This is a genomic window from Pseudomonas sp. LBUM1645 (assembly GCF_059716185.1).
The window spans coordinates 3323059-3341717 of sequence record NZ_CP166811.1 but is presented as its reverse complement, the minus strand read 5'-3'; the positions used below and the strand labels follow the sequence as shown (position 1 = coordinate 3341717).

The following is an 18659-nucleotide window of genomic DNA, read 5'->3' as shown; positions in this document are numbered from 1 at the left end:
TGAAGATCAAAATCAAAAGATCGCAGCCTTCGGCAGCTCCTACATGAACCGTGATTAACATGATCATTACCTTGCGCCGTGCCCAACTTGCCGACGCCTCCGACCTCCCCGACATCGAGCGCTCGGCGGCCGAGTTGTTTCGCTGCGACCCTTCGCTGGCGTGGCTTGCCGATGCGCAGGTGACTGATGCCGAACAACATCGCCGGGCAATCGAGACGGATGAGGTTTGGGTTGCGCAATCGGCCGATGGCGTACTTATGGGGTTTCTCAGCGCGGGGGAAGTCGACAACGAACTGCATATTCAGGAACTGTCCGTCGGACAACACTTCCAGGGCCGGGGCGCAGGTCGAAAGTTACTGTTAACGGCGGTTGAGCATGCCCGGTATCGAGAACTCTATGGTCTGACGCTGACCACGTTCCGCGACTTGCCGTGGAATGAACCGTTTTATCAGCGCCTGGGCTTTGAAACATTGAGCCCTGCACAATTGGGTCCGCGATTAGCGACTGCATTAAACGACGAAGTCGCCCACGGCTTACCCGGTGAACGCCGTTGTGCGATGCGTTTGCGCCTTAGAGCGGCGCCTTCAAATCAACCCCCAACGCCTGGGCAAACGCCTTGACCAGCGGACTGCGCACGGTGTTGTGACGAAGGATCAGATTGAACGGTGTGATGATGTGGATCAGGTCCGGACGCACTGCCCGGAACTGCCCCTGCGCCACCAGCGGCGCGGCGTAATGCTGGGGAAGAAAACCCACGAAACGCCCGGTCTTGATCAACAATGCCACCGCTTCAACCTGGGTGGCCGAGGCGGAAAAGCTGTCGTAGTGGGCAAAATTCAGCTTGTCGCGATGAATCGCGTAGCGGTGGTTGATGCACTCGTAATCCTTGAGCACATGACTGCCGATTTCTGCGTCCGGCAGCGTGAATAACGGATGACCGACCGCGCAATAAACTTCGGAGCGTTCTTCATAAAGCGCGTAGTAATCAAACTCTTCGCGCTTCTGATAAACCGGTACGATCCCCGCTACTAGACGTCCCTCTACCACGCCTCTTTCCACTTCATCCAGCTGAGAGGCTTGAAGTTGGAACCTGACTTTAGGCGACGTCTCATTAATTATTCTAAGTGCAGCAACTAACGGCGAATTAACGTCGGAGATCGTATTATCAATAACCCCCACACCAAGGTCACCGATCAGTTCGTTTTGCGCTGAACTAAGGCGATCACGAAAGTTGTCGACCGAGGCAAATAAATCAATGGACGCCTGATACACCAGGCGGCCCTCTTCGGTCAGGTGAAAACCCTCGCGGCCGCGGGTGCACAGGCGCATGCCGATGCGGATCTCAAGGTCCGAGATCTGTTTGCTGATGGCTGCCAGTCCCACATTCAGCTCGTTCTGGGCGGCACTGAAGCCGCCGGCCTCGACCACGGCCTTGAACACTTTGAGCAGTTTGAAGTCCAGACCGCTGAGGGTCAGCGGTGCCCGATGGCCCGTTTTCAGCGGCGGGTTTCCGGAATTGGAAAGTGGGGTTTCCATAATGCCTATTTACCTCTGGCGCCCTATTCAACAACCTGTGTCCAACAACAAAAATAGTGCTGGTAAATAATAATGACCACAGAAAACCAGGCTTGGCAACCGCTAATAAATCCCGCACATCAGTGCCAACTCACTGATTTCGAACTATTAAAAGCTGACACTTCGATCAGCTCTCGCAACGATGCAACTGCGCTTTTCCCCTGCCCTTGAATAATGTTTAGGCCGAACCACGCCCAATTGATTTGTGGCGAGTGTTTCAGGCCCGGCACGCCGATTTCAGTTCGCTTTACCGACGAGGAAAATAACAATGTCTCAAACCACCGACCGTCTCTGGGGTGCTCGCTTCAAAAGCGGCCCGTCCGAAGCCCTGGCGGCCTTGTCCCGTTGCCCCGAGCGCTACTTTCGCCTCACCCCGTATGACCTCGCCGGTTCCAAGGCACATGCCCGTGAATTGCAACGCGCCGGGCTGCTGAGCGAACAAGAAACCCAAACCATGCTCGACGCTCTTGAGCGCATCGGTGATGACTTCCGCGCTGGCAGCATCGCACCGACCCTGGACGACGAAGACGTCCACACCTTTATCGAACGCCTGCTGACCGAACGCCTCGGCGCCCTCGGCGGCAAGCTGCGCGCCGGCCGTTCACGCAACGACCAGACCGCCAACGACCTGCGCCTGTTCCTGCGTGATCATGTCCGCACCCTGGCCGTTGAAGTCCTGGCCTTGCAACAAGCACTGGTGGATCAGGCTGAGCAACACATCGAAAGCATCTGCCCGGGCTTCACTCACTTGCAGCAGGCCCAGCCGATCGTTTTCGCTCACCACTTGCTGGCCCACGCCCAATCCATGTTGCGTGACGTGCAACGCCTGGTGGACTGGGACAATCGCACTTCGCTGTCGCCACTGGGTGCTGCGGCCATGGCCGGTTCCGCCATTGCGCGCCTACCTCAGCAGTCGGCCAAGGAAATGGGCTACAGCGGCGTGTGTGAAAACTCCATCGACGCCGTGGCCAGCCGCGATCACGTTGCCGAGTTCCTGTTCATTGCCAGCATGCTCGGGATCAACATTTCCCGCCTCGCCGAAGAGTTCTGCCTGTGGTCGTCGCGGCAGTTTCGCTGGGTCGCGCTGGACGATGCCTACGCCACCGGCAGCTCGATCATGCCGCAGAAGAAGAACCCGGACATCGCTGAACTGGCCCGCGGCAAGGCGGGTCGCCTGATCGGCAACCTGACCGGTTTGCTCTCCACGCTGAAATCCCTGCCGCTGTCGTACAACCGCGACTTGAGCGAAGACAAAAACGGCGTGCTCGACAGCGTCGATACCCTGCTGCTGGTGCTGCCCGCCATGGCCGGGATGGTCGCGACCATGAAGGTCAACGTCGAAGAACTGCGTCGTCAGGCGCCGCTGGGCTTCACCCTCGCCACCGAAGTCGCCGACTGGCTGGCCATGCGCGACGTGCCGTTCAAGGAAGCTCACGAAATTACCGGCGCGCTGGTCCAGGCCTGCGAGAAACACGACATCGAACTGTGGGAAGCCTCCCCGGCACTGTTGGCCGAGATCGATCCGCGCCTGACCGAGGAAGTGCGCGAGAGCCTGACCCTCGAAGCTGCCATCGCCGCCCGCAGTGGTTGGGGCGGCACCGCGCCGCAACAGGTGCGCGAGCAGATCGGCCGCTTGAAAACCGCCCTCGCCGCGCAGCAAGAGTGGACCGAGAACTATCAAGGTTTCCGGCTCTGATAGACGACGCAAAACTCTGTAGGAGCCGAGCTTGCTCGCGATGGCGGTCTGACATTCAGTATTGATGTCGTCTGACACGCCGCCATCGCGAGCAAGCTCGGCTCCTACAGGGATCAAGTTGGACCTGTGATACCAGTGTACGGAGAAGCAACATGAGCCAGACTCAGGCAGAACGACTCCAGTCGGAGCGCAAACTGGCGGAAAACCAGTTCGATATCACCCAGTACCACCATGTGCCACGGCGCTATTACGGGCGGATTTTCTTCGCCACCGTCATCGTCATTGCGATTCTCGGACTGGTGCGGGCCTTCGCCGAAGGCAAGATCGAATGGTCGTACATCGGCCAGTTCCTCACCTCGCAGGCGATCATGTGGGGTTTGCTCAACACCATTGTCATGGCGGTGCTGGCCATGGCGCTGGGCATTGTTTTCGGGGTGATCACGGCGATCATGCGCATGTCGGCCAACCCGATCCTGCGCTACGTGGCAGTGACCTACACCTGGCTGTTTCGCGGCACGCCGCTGATTCTGCAACTGCTGTTGTGGTTCAACCTGGCGCTGATCTTCCCCACCATCGGCATCCCCGGCCTGTTCGAAATGGACACCGTGAGCCTGATGACGCCGTTCGTGGCTGCCCTCCTCGGCTTGAGCATCAACCAGGGCGCCTACACCGCCGAAGTGGTGCGTGCCGGCCTGCTGTCGGTGGACACCGGCCAGTACGAAGCCGCCAAGTCGATTGGCATGCCGCGCCTTCAAGCGCTGCGCCGGATCATCCTGCCGCAAGCCATGCGAGTGATCATTCCGCCGGTCGGTAACGAGTTCATCGGCATGGTGAAGATGACCTCGCTGGCGAGCGTTATCCAGTACTCGGAACTGCTCTACAACGCCCAGAACATCTACTACGCCAACGCCCGGGTCATGGAGCTTTTGATCGTCGCCGGTATCTGGTACCTGGCCACCGTTACCGTCCTGTCCTTCGGTCAAAGTCGTCTGGAGCGTCGTTTCGCTCGCGGCGCCGGCAAGCGTTCTTGAGGAGCCCCACATGAGAAGCATCGTCAAGGCCGTGAGCCTGAACAAGTACTACGACCATTTCCACGCGCTCAAGGACATCGACATCGAAGTCGAGCAAGGCGAAGTGCTGTGCATCATCGGCCCGTCCGGCTCCGGCAAAAGCACCTTGTTGCGTTGCATCAATCAGCTGGAAAAGATCGACAAGGGCGGCCTCTGGGTCGACGGCGAACTGGTGGGTTACCGGATCGTCGGCAACAAACTGCACGAACTCAACGAGTCGCAGATCGCCCGTCAACGCCTGTCCACCGGCATGGTGTTCCAGCGTTTCAACCTGTTCCCGCACATGACCGTGCTGCAAAACATTATTGAAGGGCCGTGCCAGGTGCTCAAGCGTTCGCCCAAAGAAGCGCACGAAGAAGCCGTGGAATTGCTCGCTCGTGTCGGCCTGGCCGACAAGCGCAACAGCTACCCGATCGAACTCTCGGGTGGTCAGCAACAACGGGTGGCCATTGCCCGTGCACTGGCCATGCGGCCCAAGCTGATGCTGTTCGATGAACCCACTTCGGCACTCGACCCGGAACTGGTCGGTGAGGTGCTGTCGGTGATGCGCGACCTCGCGCAAACCGGCATGACCATGATCGTCGTCACCCATGAACTGGGCTTCGCTCGCGAAGTCTCCAACCGCATGGTGTTCATGGACGGCGGGCAGATCGTGGAGGCTGGAAGCCCCGAAGAAATACTAATAAGTCCGCAAAACCCGCGCACCCAAAGCTTCATTTCTGCCGTTCGAACCTAAGCGCCGGCTGGCGTAACAACACTCATAAGAGAACGACCATGAAGAACTTCGTTATCCCCGCAGTACTCGCAAGCGTTATGGCTTCCGGCTTCACCTTCGCCGCGGAACTCCCGGCCAGCATCAAGGAGAAAGGCGAGGTCGTGGTAGCGATCATGCCGAACTATCCGCCGATGGACTTCAAGGACCCGGCCACCAACACCCTCACCGGTCTCGACGTTGACTTGGGCAATGCCCTGGCCGAACGTCTGGGCGTGAAGATCAAATGGCAGGAAACCGGCTTCGAGCAAATGATCAATGCGCTGACCACCGACCGCGTGGACATGGTGATGTCGGGCATGACCGACACCGCCGAACGTCAGGCCAGCGTGACCTTCGTCGACTACTTCACCAGCGGTCCGCAGTTCTACACCTTGCAGAAGAACAAGGATTTCAACGAGATCATTGATTTGTGCGGCAAGAAAGTCGGCACTAGCCGCCGCACCACCTTCCCGGCGGAAATCGCCGAGTGGAGCAAGGCCAACTGCGAAGCCGCCGGCAAGCCTGCGATCAACGTGATCGGCACCGAAGGCTCGGCGGACGCCCGTGCGCAACTGCGTCAGAGCCGTATCGACGCGGCCATGCAGGGCAGCGAAACCTTGTCGTACCTGAAGACTCAGGAAAAGGACATGTACAAAACCGTGGGCCTGCCGATCTCCAAGCAGTTCACCGGGTTGGGCGTGAGCAAGAAAAAGCCTGAGCTGAGTGAGGCGGTGAAGGTCGCGTTGCAGAGCATGGTGGATGACGGCAGCTACCAGGCGATCCTGAAGAAATGGGATCTGGAGTTGGGTGCGATCAAGACTGTGACCATTAACGCCGGCAAGTAATGCTTGCCCTGTAGGAGCAAGGCTTGCCCGCGATGGCGCACCTGAGAACGCCATCGCGGGCAAGCCATGCTCCTACAGGATCGGTTGCGTCAACACTCTACAAGTACGGAGCGCCACAATGCTCGGCTCACCCCAACCCAACTGGCCCGACCAGCACAAAGCCTGCCTCGCCCTGGCCTTCGACCTCGACGGCCCGACCGGCGATGCCATGCTCAACGGCTCGATCTGGCGCAAGCCCGAGTACTTCGGTTTCGGCGGTTATGGCCCCTACCGCGCCCTGCCACGAATCCTCGATGTGCTCGACGAGTACCAAATCCCGACGACATTCTTCGTCCCGGCCTGGGTCGTGGAGAACTGGCCGAAACAGTGCCAGGCGATTGTCGAGCGCGGGCATGAAGTGGCCTACCACGGTTACAAACACGAATCCTTTTACGCCCTGACGCTGGAACAGCAAAAGGACGTGATGAAGAAATCCCGCGAGGTGTTCTGGAAACACCTGAACATCCGCGCCGAAGGTTTCCGCACCCCATCCGGCGACTGGCGGGCCGAAACCCCGGCGATGCTGGTGGAAGCCGGCGTGACCTACTCCAGCAGCATGCGCGGTGATGACCGGCCGTACCTGGTGAAAGTGCCGGGCCACGACGCGCCGCTGGTGGAAATCCCCGGTCGCTGGGAAATGGACGACTACGCCTCCCTCGCCTACACCCGCGCGCCGGACTTCCCTTCCGGGCTGGACCGCACCGCCAGCTACGCGCTGACCCTCGATAACTGGTGCCGCGAGTACGACGGCGCCATGAACGAAGGGTTGTGCCTGACTACCCTGTTCCACCCCAAGATCACCGGCAAACCAGGACGCATCCTGCTGCTGGAAAAACTCTTCGAACACATGCGCCAGCGCGATGACGTGTGGTTCGCCACCTGCCGCGATGTCGCCCAGTGGTGGCTGAAGGAGCATCACCATGGCTGATTCCACTGTCTGGCCCAAAGGCTACCGCTGCGCCGTGGTGCTGACCGTCGACTACAACGACATCCACGGCATTCTCACCCAGGCCCCGGAGGTCGCCGGGCGCGACAAGACCCTGTCGGTCTGGCGCTATGGCACCCAACGCGGCGTCGACCGTTTGCTCGGTTTGTTCGAAGAACTGGGAGTTTCCAGCAGCTGGTTTGTGCCCGGTATCGTCGCCGAGGAAAACCCGGGGCACATTCGGGCAATCCAGGCCGGCGGGCATGAGATTGCCTGCACCGGGTATCGCCATCAGAACTACGACACCCTGAGTCTCACCGAGCAAAGCGCCGAGATCGCCAAAGGCTGTGAGGCGTTGACCGCGCTGACTGGCCAGCGTCCAACAGGCTTTCGTATCCCGGCCGGCAACGGTGCGCCGGGCTTCATCGAGGCTTTGAAGGATCACGGCATTCGCTGGTCATCGTCGTGGCGCGGTGATGATTTGCCGTTTGCTCACCCGACCGCGCCGGACATCATCGAGTTGCCGTTGCACTACGAACTGGAAGACGAACCCTACTTCGCCTTCAACCTCAGCCCGGCCGTGCCGCCGGCGCAATCGCGGATCGCCTCTTACAGCCACACCCTGGGCAATCTGCAAATGGACTTCGCCGGGTTTCACCGGTTTGGTTTGTGTTATGTGCTGCGGCTGCATCCGGAAATCATTGCGACACCTGGGCGGATTGGCGTGCTGCGCGAGTTGCTTGAGGGGATTCAACAGCACGATGACGTGTGGATCGCCACAGGCGCCGACGTCGCCCAATGGTGGGCTGAATCGGCGCTGCCGGTGACCGAGGACCATCCGGCGGCGGTGTATGAGCGGCATTATCGGGATTACCTTTCATGAGTGAGCGGATGCAACGGCTGGCGCAGTTCTGCGTCGAAACCCGATTCGAAGACTTGCCGCCAGCGCTGGTGGCCCAAGCCAAGCGGCACATACTCGACACCTTCGGCGCGACGTTGGCCGGGGCTGGTAGCGAGGTAGCCAGGCAGGCACGACAGGTGTTCGACGGTGAAGTCGGGAGCACGCTGATCTGGGGCACCGATCAGCGCACCGGCGCGGCTCAGGCCGCCATGCTCAATGGTGTCGCCGCGCATGCCCTGGAACTGGACGACACCGGCGGCTGCGACCATTCCGGTGCGGTGGTGCTGCCGGCAGTCATGGCGGCGGTGTCGATGTCTGGAAAACCGGTGAATGGCCGGGAGTTGATCACGGCTGTGGTGATCGGCTACGAAATCGGCCGCCGGGTGCTCGAAGCCTGCGGCAGTTATTCGGCCCATAACGGCGCCGGCTGGCACTCCACCGCCACCTGCGGCGTGTTCGGCGCGGCAGCGGCCAGCGCGCGAATTCTCGGACTGGATACCGCGCAAACCGTCTCGGCGCTGGGCATTGCCGGCAGTTTCAGTGGGGGGTTGTGGGCGTTTATTCACGACGGTTCGCAAAGCAAAAAACTTCACAGCGGTCGTGCCGCCGAGGGTGGATTGCTGGCGGCGCGATTTGCCCAACGAGGCATCACCGGGCCAACGAAGTTGTTCGATGATGTCTGGGGCGGGTTTCTCAAGACCCTGGCCGGTGAGGCTGCACAACCTGACGCGCTGGATGCCGATCTGGGCGTCGTATGGAAACTCGCCCGCTGCTCGATCAAACCGTATGCGGCGTGCCGAGGAACCCATTCGGCCATCGATGCGCTGGGCCTGTTGCTGGATCAACTGCAGGTCAGCGCGGATCAGGTCGAGGATGTCCGGGTGTCGTTATGCGGGTTTCTGCAGGACATGTGCGGCGGACGCGACGTCAGCACGCTGGCGGCGGCGCAGATGAGCCTACCGTATGCCCTTGCGGCTAGGCTGGTGCAGGGTCATTGCCGGTTGGAGGCTTATGACGATGAACAACGGGGCGATCCGCGGATTGCTCATTGGATGTCGCGCATCCGTCTTGAAGTGGACCCGCAACTGTCAGAGGATGGCGAGCCCATCGTCAGCGTGCGGACCGTGGACGGTCGGCAGGCGAGCCTGTGTGTCGACCCGCCGCTGGGTGCCCCGCGCAATCCGTTGAGTGATGCGGCGCTGGAGGAGAAGTTTTTCAGTCTGGCGGTGCGGGTGATGCCGCGGCGGCAGGCGGCAGAACTGCTTGAGCAGTTGTGGCGGGTTGAAGAGTTGGGGTCGGTTGATGGATTAAATGTATGGCTGAGGAATGAGGTTGATCACTAAAGCCACCCCTCACCCCAGCCCTCTCCCCAGAGGGGAGAGGGGGAAAGGGAGCAGATTTTCATGCCTTTCAAAATCTGAGTTCGACTCGATGTTGCAGGTCGCAATATGTCGACCAAACACCTCGGTCAGTCCCCTCGCCCCTCTGGGGAGAGGGTTAGGGTGAGGGGTGGATCCCAAGCCAAACACCAAAATAAGGACATCCGCACCACCGTGGCCACTTACTCACTCGTTATCCGCCGGTTGATGATCGTTTCGCTGACCATCGTCGTCAGCCGCGCCATCACCAGCCCGCTGCTGACGTTGTTCCTGAGCAACAAACTCGGCCTAAACCAACAGGACGTTGGCTTGCTGCTGGGCATCGCGGTGTTCATCGCCACCCTGCTCGCACTCTACGGCGGTTACATCATCGACCGCCTCGAGAAGCGCAGGCTGCTGATCCTGGCGATGCTCTCCAGCGCCATCGGCTTTGTGCTGCTGACCTTCGCCGAAAACCTCTACCTGACCACCGCCACCCTGGTGATCACTGAAACCGCCTCGGCGCTGTTCCTGATCGGCTCGAAGGCGATCCTCAGTGAAAACCTGCCCATGGGTCAGCGTGCCAAGGCGTTTTCCCTGCGCTACACCTTGACCAACATCGGCTACGCCACCGGCCCGATGCTGGGCGTGGTGATTGCCGGGGTGTATCCGATTGCGCCGTTCCTGATCGCCGGTGGCATCGCGTTCTTCAGTATTTTCCTGATGATCGGGATACCGAAGGACTCGGCCCAGGCGCCCGCGATTGGCCAGCCCGCGAGTTTTCTCAAGACGCTGGTCACCCTGAAGAACGACCGCACGCTGATCATGTTCACCTGCGGCTGCCTGCTCAGTACCGTGGTCCACGGCCGTTTCACCCTGTACCTGTCGCAATACCTGCTGGTGACCCACGATTCCAAACGGGCACTGGAAACCATGGCCGCCCTGCTCGCCTGCAATGCGATCAGCGTGATCCTGCTGCAATACCAGATCGGCCGTTTCCTCAAGCGCGAACAATTGCGTTACTGGATCGCGGGCGGTACCAGCCTGTTCATCGTCGGGCTGATCGGCTTCAGCCTGGCCGACAGCCTGGTGTCGTGGTGCGTGGCAATGTTCATCTTCACCCTCGGTGAAATGATCATTTACCCCGCCGAATTCCTCTTCGTCGACACCCTGGCGCCGGAAGAGCTGCGCGGCAGCTACTACGGCGCGCAAAACCTCGCGGCCCTCGGCGGTGCCCTGAGCCCGGTGATTTGCGGTTTCCTGCTGATGCACACCCCCGCGCCAACCATGTTTTATGCCCTGAGCGCGCTGACCGCCATGGGCGGTTTCCTGTGTTTCATGAGCGGTCGCCGGGTGGCGTTACAGCAAAATTAATGCACTAAAGCTGCATTAATATGAATTTGTCAGCATCAGGAATCAACGGCACACTGTGCCCCGTTCCTCCCCCAATAGTTGGAACAACTTCAAGGGCTTTCTGGGTATCCCAGCTAAGCCTTTTTTTTGCATAGATTTTTGCCAACGGATCGTCTGCCTCATGTTCGCTCGCTGGTTTCCCGCCGCCATCAACACCCGCCCCTCCGAATGGAGCCGCGCCGCGATCGGCATGTCCTTGGGCACGATGTTCAGCGTCTGGCTCTGCAGCCAGGTATTCGGCATGCAAGTGGCGCAGCACCTGATCGGTCCGCTGGGTGCATCGGCCGTGTTGCTGTTCGCAGTGTCCTCCGGCGCCCTCGCCCAGCCTTGGTCGATTCTTGGCGGCTACCTCAGCGCGGGGGTGGTGTCGCTGCTGGTCGCTCACGTACTCGGACGAACCCTCGGCAGCGCTTGCCTGGCGGCTGGCATGGCGCTGATTCTGATGTGCTGGCTGCGTTGCCTGCACCCACCGGCCGGGGCGTTGGCGCTGCTGCTGGTATTGGCAGACCCGGCGACCATTGCCCTGGACTGGAAAGCCCTCGGCCCGGTGATGCTCAGCGGATCGACCATGCTGCTCAGCGCCCTGGCCTACAACAACCTGACGCGCATTCGTTACCCAAAACGCGCCAGCGAACCGGTGTCCAGGGTGCCGGCCGACCACCCGCCCACCGACAGCCAGGCGATCACCGCCCAGGACCTGAAACTGGCCCTGGCGGACATGGAAGCCTTCTTCGACGTCACCCCCGAAGACCTCGAACAGCTGATTCATGCCAGCGAGTTGCATGCCAAACGGCGCAGCATTGGTGAAGTCCTGTCCCGCCGCGTGTAGTCCGACACAGGGATCGACCAACGGTCAATGCGTGGCCTTGTTCGTCGACTAGAGTCAAGCGCGTACCGCATAGAGTTGTCTGCCTTTCACTACGAAGTCTGGTTCGCCGTATTGTCCAGTAGCGATGACACAGGAAGTCTGGCTATGGATAAAACTCAACGTTGTTGAGTGGCGATGCTGCCTTCGCGCTTTGACAGAACCGCACCTTCCAGGAAAACACCCCTTAATCCTTCGCGTATTTTGTTGTTCGTGAATGCAACGAGTACGTCATGCGTGCTCGAAGGATTTTGCTGTTCTCTGCTCCGCCAGCCCTCTGGCTCTGGTGGTTTCGAAACCGTTTTTTCGAAATCCAGGAGAGGGATGTCTCATGAATGACTCACTGCTGCAAATGCTGCGAACCCCGGTGTTCGACGCACGCACACGCCACCACCTGCCATTGCGCGACTACATGGACCTGACGATCAGTCGCATGCGCAAAATCGTCCAGGAAGGCCTGATGACCAACGACATGTGGCTCGGTCAGGTTCGCCAATCGGACTTCCGACAGGTGATCGAGCGCACAGCAATTGTCGGCGCTTATGACTACGCGCTGTTCTCCTCTATCGTCGATCACATGATCGCCGGCAACGCGCTGTTTGCTCAGGGCGATGCGCTACAAGTTGCGCGTTACCGTCAGGAAGTCATCGAGATGGGCGCGGTCTATGCCTTTGGCTGCACCGAGATCAACAGCGGCTCCGACGTACGTAATTTGCAAACCGTTGTCACCCACGATGCGCTGAATCAGTGCCTGATCCTCCACACGCCTTCGCCTGCGGCGTGCAAGTTCTGGATCGGCAATGCGTTGCACGCTGCACAGGTCGTGATGGTGTTGGCGCGATTGAGGGTTGATGGCGAGGATGAGGGGCTTCATTGGTTCCGGGTACCGATCCGCAAGGCGGAAAATGGCCCGTTGTTACCCGGCGTCAACGTCATGGCCTGCGACCCCAAGGGCGGGATCCACGCCAATCAAGTGGCCGGCATCTGCTTCAGCCAGATGAAACTGCCGCTGGACGCCATGATGCAGCGGCACGCCCGGTTCACCCATGACGGTGAGTTCATCAGTGGCGTTCCCAGAGATCGGCGCGTGACCTGCGCCATGGAGACGTTCATTCAAGAGCGTTTGTTTCTTCTGGCAGCGGCTCGCGGCGGCGCGGGTCTGTGCGCTCATCTGGCGTACCGCTTTGTCTGCCATCGACAGGTCAAAAACGCCCTGGTCAGCGAGCCGCTTCTGGCCAAACCGCTGATTCGGCAACGACTGTATGTCGAACAACTGAAGGCGTTGGCCCTGAAACTACTGGAGCAGGCGATCCTGTCGCGCTTCGAAGCGATGTGGGGTCAACCAGACAAGCGCCAAGAGCTGCATATCATCGCGGCCATCGCCAAAAGTGTCGGCACCTGGATGGGGCTCGATGTCATGCGCATGTGCCGGGAAATCTGCGGTTCTCAAGGGTTTCACCATTACAACCAGATCGTCACGCTGTGTATGGATTGCGAAATCAGCATCACGTTTGCCGGCGACAACAGTGTCATGACTTACCAAGTGGCCAGGGATGCCGTGACCCGACCGCGATTTGCCTCGCGGCCAACGGGCAACGTCGCCCAGCGCATTGAAAAGAAGATTGTCGAGCTGTGTCGCGATCCGAGCGAAGTTTCCCATCGCCAGGCGTTAGCCCTGATCTATGCCAGGGCTCTGGACCTGATCATCGGTGAAGTCGAGCGCAATCATCTGGTGACGCCGCAAACACTGCAGGACCTGATCCACGTATTTGCTCCTCAGTTAAGCGAAGGGGAACTGGCTGCTGACAGCGCCGAGTTCAACGGTCACGCCACCGAAGCTCAGCTTGCTCTGCTGGCGAAGTTGCTTGAACCACCCGCTGAACTGGTCAGCGCGCCGATCAACGATCCGGACTACATCCAGCACTTCACCGCCGCTTTGTACGAGGTGCAATGAACATGGATATTCAATCGCTGCTCGACTTCACCAACCGCGATACCGTTCGCGACCCCTACCCGGCCTACAGCTACCTGCGCGAGCATCATCCGGTCTATTGGAGTCGGCACTTCAATGCCTGGTTTCTGACCCGGTTCAGCGATGTGTTCGCCGCCCAGGGGGACGCCAAACGCTATTCCTCAAACCGCATGCAACAACTGGTCGATGCTCAGGTTCCGCCTGAAAAACGTGCGCAACTGGCATCGTTCGTCAAGCTCGCTTCCGAATGGATGTATTCGCAGGATGGGTGTCCGCATACCGCCAGCCGTAAATTGCTGGGCAAAGCCTTTACGCCTCGTTCTATCGAATCATTGCGCCAAAGTATCCAGGACATAACCGATGAGGCGATGTCCCGGCTCGAACCGCAAACCGACTTGATGGCTAACCTTTTCAACCGTGTTCCAGCGCTGGTCCTGGCCAAGCTCTATGGCATCCCCCGCGAAGACGCGTTGAAACTCAGGCACTGGACCGATGACATCCTGATCTTCCTGGTCGGCAACCTGGACCCTGACTATGGCCCCGCGCAGGCGCTGAAAGGCGTGGAGGAAATGTACGCGTATTTCGCGGACGTCATCGAGCAGCGCCGCCAACAGCCCGAGGATGACCTGGTCAGCCGGGTACTTGAGGCCAGTCTGGAAAGTGTGTCGAGCAATGATGAGGTGCTGGCGCAGATCGTCTTTATCCTGGTCGCGGGCTACACCACCAGCGCCGACCAGCTCTGCATCGGTTTGCTGCACTTGCTGCAACATCCCGAGCAGCTCGATGCGCTCAAGGCAGACCCGCTACGGATGAAGCCAGCCGTCGAAGAGATGCTGCGTTTCGATTCCGCCGGCTCATTCAGTCATCGCGTACTCAACGAAGACGTCACGATCGGCGACATCACGATGAAAAAAGGTGACCTGGTTTACCTGATGCGCGCCTCCGCCAATCGCGACCCCGACAAATTCCAGAACCCCGACAGCTTCGACATCAACCGCAAGAACAACGATCACCTCGCGTTTGGCCGGGGTGAGCATTTCTGCATGGGCACGGCACTGTTCCGGATTGAAGCCGAAGTGGTTTTTACCTCGTTGTTCAAGCGATTCCCCGAGTTGAGCCTGATTGCCGGAAAACCCGCGATCTGGCGTACCAACAACCTGCAATTTCGTGGATTAAAGGAACTACCCATTGATTTGGGCAAAGGAGTTGAGCAATGAAAATTCAACGCGTTTTTTCCGCAGCACCATGGGAATCCGAAGCCTGCTATTGCAGGGCGATACGGGTGGGTGAGCGAATCCTGATGGGCGGTACGGTGGCATTCGATGACCAGGGCAAGCCGTTCAAACCGGGTAATGCGTATGCGCAGACCCTGCGTTGCCTGGAGACAATTGAAGCCTCTATCAAACAGCTGGGCGTGGATCGTCGCAGTATTATCGGAATCCGCATTTACACCACCAGCATGAAATTCTGGCCGGACATCGCCAAAGCGCACAAAGAGTTTTTTGAGGGCCACCCGCCGACATTGATGTGTCTGGCAGTCAGCGAACTGATCAGCAAAGAATATGTGGTTGAACTCACGACCGAGGCAACGGCGTGCGAGATAGAACTATGACGGCCACGCGTGAGCACAACGTGGCCGACCGACAGGATTCGGGGCTGACCGTAGAAAGCGCCAGAACAACATTGCGCGGGTTGTTGGTTGTCAGCGTTTGCGACCTGTCGATCAAGAGCCATGGGCGGCCGTTGCCGCTGCGACTCTACACCCCAGCCGGCCCCGGGCCGTTCCCGGTCTTGATGTTTTTCCATGGCGGCGGCTGGGTCACCGGCGATCTGGACACTCACGACGGCTTTTGTCGGCTGATGTGTGAGTGGGCCGGCTGTGCCGTGGTCGCTGTGGACTACGCCCGACCTCCGGAACACGTGTTCCCCGCCGCGGTGCAAGATTGCTGCGCAGCCATGGAATGGGTCGTTGAACAGGGGCCAGTTGTGGGGCTGGATCCTTCGCGAATGGCGGTGGCGGGTGGCGGTTCGGGCGGTGGGCTGGCGGCGGTCATATGCCAATGGGCCCGTGAGCGAGGTAAGCCGCTGATCATGTTCCAACTGCTGCTTTACCCCCTGCTCGATTGCCTGGGCCAAAACCCTTCCCACACAGATTTTTCCGAAGGACATGGGCTGACCGCAGAAATGCTCGAGTGGTACATCGAGCACTACGTGCCGCCAGGCGTGTCCCGCGCCGATCCCAGGCTTTCCCCGGTGCGCCAGAAATACCTGCACGGTTTACCGCCAGCGTTGGTCATCACCTCTGAATTCGACGTGTTACGCGACGAAGGCCGCGAATATGCACGTCGGCTAAAGGAAGCCGGCGTAAGGGTTCAGCACGAAGAGTACGCAGGCATGCTCCACGGTTTCATTAACTACCCGGCGGTACACGATGATGCTAAACGAGCGCTGCTGTTATGCGCTCAAACCCTGCAAGCGCAATTTCGCGGTTGAAGTGTGGTCAGCCAGGACGAGGCTTCCTGGCCCGCACCACATTCGAAACACTTCAAGCCGCCGATTGCTGCTGGACCGGCACTGCCAGGCTCACCGCCCGAACCGATGAACCCACGCTCAAGCCCAGCGTTTTGGCGGTTTGTGCATCGACAATCAACGTCCCGGCAGCCACCCGCGCCGGTGCCGCGGTTATCCGGCACTCGGCAAATTGGCGGTTGTGAATCAGGTAAGTCGCCGCCTGCTCACCCGGTGTGCCGATGCTCAGTTGCAGCACCTGACTGTCGCGCACCGCACGGATATCCCCGGTGGCGCATTCGATCAGCGGGCCGCCGTCGAAGATGTCGATGTAATCGCGGTGTTCGAATCCTTCGGCCTTGAGCATGCCCAGCGCCGGTTCGGTGTTGGGGTGAACGCGACCGATGACCGTTCGCGCCGCTTCCGGCAACAGGCAGGTCGGCAGCGGAAACTTGGGCATCAGCTCGGCGATGAACGTCTTGTTACCCAGGCCGGTCAGGTAGTCGGCATCGGCAAAATCCATCTTGAAGAAGTGCCGCCCCAGACCTTCCCAGAACGGTGAAACGCCCTCTTCGTCCGAATACCCGCGCATCTCGGCGATGACCTTGTCGCCGAAATGCTGCCGGAATTCCGCCAGAAACAGGAACCGCGCCTTGGACAGCAAGCGCCCGTTCAGACCGCTGCGGTTATCGGCATGCAGAAACAGCGAACACAGTTCCGAATGGCCGGTCATGTCGTTACCGAGGAACAATGTAGGCAGCTGCTGATTGATCCCGAGGTTTTTCGAGGCCGCGACAAACAGGCCCAGTCGATAGTTGTACCAGGGCTCGCGCAGGCCGACGGCACCGGCCAGTGCGCAAATGCCGATGGCTTCATGCTGGTCATTCTCGAGCACAAACAGGTAATCGGCATCGGCGCGTTCGGCCTCGCCGGCGAAGGTTTTCGCCGCCCATTCCAGACGCTGACGCAGACGCCCCGCGTCGGCCGGCAAGGTGGTCAAACCGGTTCCGGCGCTATGGGCCAGGGCTAACAGTGCCGGCAGATCTGCCGGTGTGGCTGGACGAACGATCATCGCACTTGCTCCTGGGTAACCTGATGTTTGGTTAGAAAGACTTCCGCCAACATGCAGCGCGCGCTGCCGCCGCCGATGCGTTCGATGGTGTCGATATTGACGGGGAGTGGCGTTGTGTAGGCTTCGATCAACCGACGTTGCGCGGCATCCAGCGATTGCCAGGCCATGCGTGACATCACCAGCAAGGGTTCGCCCGCTGCGTTGTGGACCTCCAGCATGTTGCCGGCGAAGGACTCCAGCTGCTCCCAGCTCAGGGCGATGACCTGCTTGCCGCTATCTTCCAGACGTTTACGCAGGGCCAGGCGCTCGGCCGGCTGAGTGACCGAGGCCAGGCAAGCCACGGCCAGGCGCGTGCCGACACTCATCATCACGTTGGTGTGGTAAATCGCGACGCCCTGGCGGTCCACCGCATTGAAGGCGCACAGCTCGTAACCCAAATGACTGACCACCTGGTCCAGGGCACGGGCATGGGTGCGGGTGGAATAACCGGCGTAGCAAATCCGCTGCTGACGATCCAGAACCATGCTGCCGGTGCCTTCGAGGAACACTTCCTGCTGTTCGAGGCTGGAAAGGTCCAGCAACTGCTCGACCCGGTACTCGTCCCGCAGCCAGTCGAGCACGCCTTTGTCCCGCTCCAGACGCCGGTTGTGGCCCTGCATCGGGTACAGCACCAAGGTGCCGTCGGGATGGCTGCTCCACCAATTGTTAGGGAAGATCGAATCCGGGGTATGTGGCGCTTCGCGGTCGTTGTGCACCATGACCTCGACACCGTGGTGACGCAGTGCGGCAACGTAGCCATCGAACTCTTGCAGGGCCTTTTGCTGAACGTCTTCGCTGACGTCGGCCGGCTGCTGGAAACGGTTGTTCGCCGCCGTGTCCTGATTGAAGGAGAAACGTGTCGGGCGAATCATCAAAACAGTATTGGTGGTTTGCATGGGCACAGATTCAATGAGGGTTAAGAGGTACTCATTGTCTGTTTCGCAGGCTGAAAAACCCGGTTGATAAGTGGCTGCGGCGTGATGGAAACGGCTGAAAAACGTGCGTGGCCCAGCCGAATCGGCGGGCGCCGAAAAGCAAAAGATCGCAGCCTTCGGCAGCTCCTACAGGATCGGGTTTTCACGCGGTCTATGTAGGAGCTGCCGAAGGCTGCGATCTTTTGATATTGATCTTGCTTCTATTCCATCGTGGTCTTGACCATCGCCAATTCCGGATGGCTCACCAACTTGTCGATGTGCAAATCCGGGTCATCGAACCAGACTTCAGTCAGCACCCGGTAATGCTCCATGTCCCGGCAACGCATGCGCAAGCTGTAGTCGAACGCACCGCTGATCAACTGACATTCCAGCACCTGCGGGCAGGCGCGGACTTTGGCTTCGAACGCCTTTTGCGCCGCCCGCCCACTCTGGTTCGACAACGCGACCAACACCAGCAACGACAAGCCTGGTGTCAGTTTCTTTTCATCGAGAATCGCGCCATACCCACGAATGACCCCGAGCTGTTCGAGTTTGCGCACCCGTTCCAGGCACGGCCTGGGCGTGAGGTGCACACGCTCGGAAAGCTTTTGATAAGTGATGCGCCCTTCGTGGCGCAGCACTTCGATGATTGCCTGATCGATACGATCAAGCACGATCGACAGATCGCGGATATCCGCCATGTACGTCTTGCC

Annotated in this window: 18 protein-coding genes; 14 read left to right on the top strand and 4 right to left on the bottom strand. The window is 59.7% G+C overall.

The genetic code is table 11. The features are described from left to right. Nucleotides 1-59: 59 nt before the first annotated feature. On the top strand, nucleotides 60-620 hold the full coding sequence (locus ACA079_RS15005) for a GNAT family N-acetyltransferase (RefSeq protein ID WP_497704130.1): 561 nt from the start codon (nucleotides 60-62) through the stop codon (nucleotides 618-620). Here ACA079_RS15005 and ACA079_RS15000 read toward each other — a convergent pair. Then, nucleotides 571-1536 carry a LysR family transcriptional regulator gene (locus tag ACA079_RS15000; RefSeq protein ID WP_497704129.1) on the bottom strand — a complete coding sequence of 322 codons (966 nt, stop codon included), beginning with the start codon at nucleotides 1534-1536 and terminating at the stop codon, nucleotides 571-573. The two genes, ACA079_RS15005 and ACA079_RS15000, sit on opposite strands and share 50 nt — an antisense overlap. 307 nt (nucleotides 1537-1843) lie before the next feature. Here ACA079_RS15000 and argH point away from each other — a divergent pair, with 307 nt between their 5' ends. From argH to ACA079_RS14935, 13 genes are all read left to right on the top strand, one after another. After that, on the top strand, nucleotides 1844-3271 hold the full coding sequence (gene argH / locus ACA079_RS14995; RefSeq protein ID WP_497704128.1) for an argininosuccinate lyase: 1428 nt from the start codon (nucleotides 1844-1846) through the stop codon (nucleotides 3269-3271). 152 nt (nucleotides 3272-3423) lie between these two features. Then, nucleotides 3424-4302, top strand: coding sequence for an amino acid ABC transporter permease (locus ACA079_RS14990; protein ID WP_056745976.1), 879 nt, complete (start codon nucleotides 3424-3426; stop codon nucleotides 4300-4302). A gap of 10 nt (nucleotides 4303-4312) precedes the next feature. Continuing rightward, on the top strand, nucleotides 4313-5077 hold the full coding sequence (locus ACA079_RS14985) for an amino acid ABC transporter ATP-binding protein (RefSeq protein WP_497634579.1): 765 nt from the start codon (nucleotides 4313-4315) through the stop codon (nucleotides 5075-5077). A 38-nt stretch (nucleotides 5078-5115) separates the two neighbouring features. Then, nucleotides 5116-5940 (top strand): ABC transporter substrate-binding protein, encoded by an 825-nt coding sequence (locus ACA079_RS14980; RefSeq protein ID WP_497704127.1) that lies wholly within the window; start codon nucleotides 5116-5118, stop codon nucleotides 5938-5940. Nucleotides 5941-6058: 118 nt separating this feature from the next. Then, complete coding sequence (locus tag ACA079_RS14975; RefSeq protein WP_497704126.1) at nucleotides 6059-6907, top strand: polysaccharide deacetylase family protein; 849 nt, start codon at nucleotides 6059-6061, stop codon at nucleotides 6905-6907. Continuing rightward, nucleotides 6900-7787, top strand: coding sequence for a polysaccharide deacetylase family protein (locus ACA079_RS14970; protein ID WP_497704125.1), 888 nt, complete (start codon nucleotides 6900-6902; stop codon nucleotides 7785-7787). Before ACA079_RS14975 ends, ACA079_RS14970 begins: the two co-directional genes overlap by 8 nt. Beyond that, the gene (locus ACA079_RS14965) at nucleotides 7784-9148 is read left to right on the top strand and encodes an MmgE/PrpD family protein (RefSeq protein ID WP_497704124.1); all 1365 of its coding nucleotides are present in this window, start codon (nucleotides 7784-7786) and stop codon (nucleotides 9146-9148) included. Before ACA079_RS14970 ends, ACA079_RS14965 begins: the two co-directional genes overlap by 4 nt. 210 nt (nucleotides 9149-9358) lie before the next feature. Then, the gene (locus tag ACA079_RS14960; protein ID WP_497704123.1) at nucleotides 9359-10537 is read left to right on the top strand and encodes an MFS transporter; all 1179 of its coding nucleotides are present in this window, start codon (nucleotides 9359-9361) and stop codon (nucleotides 10535-10537) included. A 160-nt stretch (nucleotides 10538-10697) separates the two neighbouring features. Then, the gene (locus tag ACA079_RS14955; RefSeq protein WP_497704122.1) at nucleotides 10698-11405 is read left to right on the top strand and encodes an HPP family protein; all 708 of its coding nucleotides are present in this window, start codon (nucleotides 10698-10700) and stop codon (nucleotides 11403-11405) included. Between the two features lie 367 nt (nucleotides 11406-11772). Continuing rightward, the gene (locus ACA079_RS14950) at nucleotides 11773-13395 is read left to right on the top strand and encodes an acyl-CoA dehydrogenase family protein (protein ID WP_497704121.1); all 1623 of its coding nucleotides are present in this window, start codon (nucleotides 11773-11775) and stop codon (nucleotides 13393-13395) included. Nucleotides 13396-13397: 2 nt separating this feature from the next. Beyond that, on the top strand, nucleotides 13398-14630 hold the full coding sequence (locus tag ACA079_RS14945; RefSeq protein WP_497704120.1) for a cytochrome P450: 1233 nt from the start codon (nucleotides 13398-13400) through the stop codon (nucleotides 14628-14630). Continuing rightward, a complete protein-coding gene (locus ACA079_RS14940; protein WP_497704119.1) occupies nucleotides 14627-15025 on the top strand; it encodes a Rid family hydrolase in 399 nt (132 codons plus the stop codon). The genes ACA079_RS14945 and ACA079_RS14940 overlap by 4 nt, the downstream gene beginning before the upstream one ends. Further along, nucleotides 15022-15906, top strand: a complete 885-nt coding sequence (locus ACA079_RS14935; RefSeq protein ID WP_497704118.1) for an alpha/beta hydrolase — start codon at nucleotides 15022-15024, stop codon at nucleotides 15904-15906. The genes ACA079_RS14940 and ACA079_RS14935 overlap by 4 nt, the downstream gene beginning before the upstream one ends. A gap of 52 nt (nucleotides 15907-15958) precedes the next feature. On the opposite strand, the gene astA is transcribed toward ACA079_RS14935, so the two are convergent. The 3 genes from astA to ACA079_RS14920 form a co-directional block, all read right to left on the bottom strand. Next, on the bottom strand, nucleotides 15959-16993 hold the full coding sequence (gene astA, locus ACA079_RS14930) for an arginine N-succinyltransferase (protein WP_497704117.1): 1035 nt from the start codon (nucleotides 16991-16993) through the stop codon (nucleotides 15959-15961). After that, nucleotides 16990-17928, bottom strand: coding sequence for a citrulline utilization hydrolase CtlX (ctlX, locus tag ACA079_RS14925; RefSeq protein WP_497704116.1), 939 nt, complete (start codon nucleotides 17926-17928; stop codon nucleotides 16990-16992). Before ctlX ends, astA begins: the two co-directional genes overlap by 4 nt. 239 nt (nucleotides 17929-18167) lie before the next feature. Then, on the bottom strand, nucleotides 18168-18647 hold the full coding sequence (locus ACA079_RS14920; protein WP_095128351.1) for an Lrp/AsnC family transcriptional regulator: 480 nt from the start codon (nucleotides 18645-18647) through the stop codon (nucleotides 18168-18170). Nucleotides 18648-18659 lie beyond the last annotated feature (12 nt).

Excerpts from the sequence above, each read along its gene's own strand:
- ACA079_RS15005 (WP_497704130.1), top strand. The coding sequence starts at position 60 with ATGATCATTACCTTGCGCCGTGCCCAACTTGCCGACGCCTCCGACCTC.
- ACA079_RS14920 (WP_095128351.1), bottom strand. The coding sequence starts at position 18,647 with ATGGCGGATATCCGCGATCTGTCGATCGTGCTTGATCGTATCGATCAG.
- ACA079_RS14985 (WP_497634579.1), top strand. The coding sequence starts at position 4,313 with ATGAGAAGCATCGTCAAGGCCGTGAGCCTGAACAAGTACTACGACCAT.
- ACA079_RS14935 (WP_497704118.1), top strand. The coding sequence starts at position 15,022 with ATGACGGCCACGCGTGAGCACAACGTGGCCGACCGACAGGATTCGGGG.
- ctlX (WP_497704116.1), bottom strand. The coding sequence starts at position 17,928 with ATGCAAACCACCAATACTGTTTTGATGATTCGCCCGACACGTTTCTCC.
- ACA079_RS14965 (WP_497704124.1), top strand. The coding sequence starts at position 7,784 with ATGAGTGAGCGGATGCAACGGCTGGCGCAGTTCTGCGTCGAAACCCGA.
- ACA079_RS14940 (WP_497704119.1), top strand. The coding sequence starts at position 14,627 with ATGAAAATTCAACGCGTTTTTTCCGCAGCACCATGGGAATCCGAAGCC.
- ACA079_RS15000 (WP_497704129.1), bottom strand. The coding sequence starts at position 1,536 with ATGGAAACCCCACTTTCCAATTCCGGAAACCCGCCGCTGAAAACGGGC.
- ACA079_RS14970 (WP_497704125.1), top strand. The coding sequence starts at position 6,900 with ATGGCTGATTCCACTGTCTGGCCCAAAGGCTACCGCTGCGCCGTGGTG.
- ACA079_RS14945 (WP_497704120.1), top strand. The coding sequence starts at position 13,398 with ATGGATATTCAATCGCTGCTCGACTTCACCAACCGCGATACCGTTCGC.
- ACA079_RS14980 (WP_497704127.1), top strand. The coding sequence starts at position 5,116 with ATGAAGAACTTCGTTATCCCCGCAGTACTCGCAAGCGTTATGGCTTCC.
- ACA079_RS14975 (WP_497704126.1), top strand. The coding sequence starts at position 6,059 with ATGCTCGGCTCACCCCAACCCAACTGGCCCGACCAGCACAAAGCCTGC.
- ACA079_RS14990 (WP_056745976.1), top strand. The coding sequence starts at position 3,424 with ATGAGCCAGACTCAGGCAGAACGACTCCAGTCGGAGCGCAAACTGGCG.
- argH (WP_497704128.1), top strand. The coding sequence starts at position 1,844 with ATGTCTCAAACCACCGACCGTCTCTGGGGTGCTCGCTTCAAAAGCGGC.
- astA (WP_497704117.1), bottom strand. The coding sequence starts at position 16,993 with ATGATCGTTCGTCCAGCCACACCGGCAGATCTGCCGGCACTGTTAGCC.
- ACA079_RS14955 (WP_497704122.1), top strand. The coding sequence starts at position 10,698 with ATGTTCGCTCGCTGGTTTCCCGCCGCCATCAACACCCGCCCCTCCGAA.
- ACA079_RS14950 (WP_497704121.1), top strand. The coding sequence starts at position 11,773 with ATGAATGACTCACTGCTGCAAATGCTGCGAACCCCGGTGTTCGACGCA.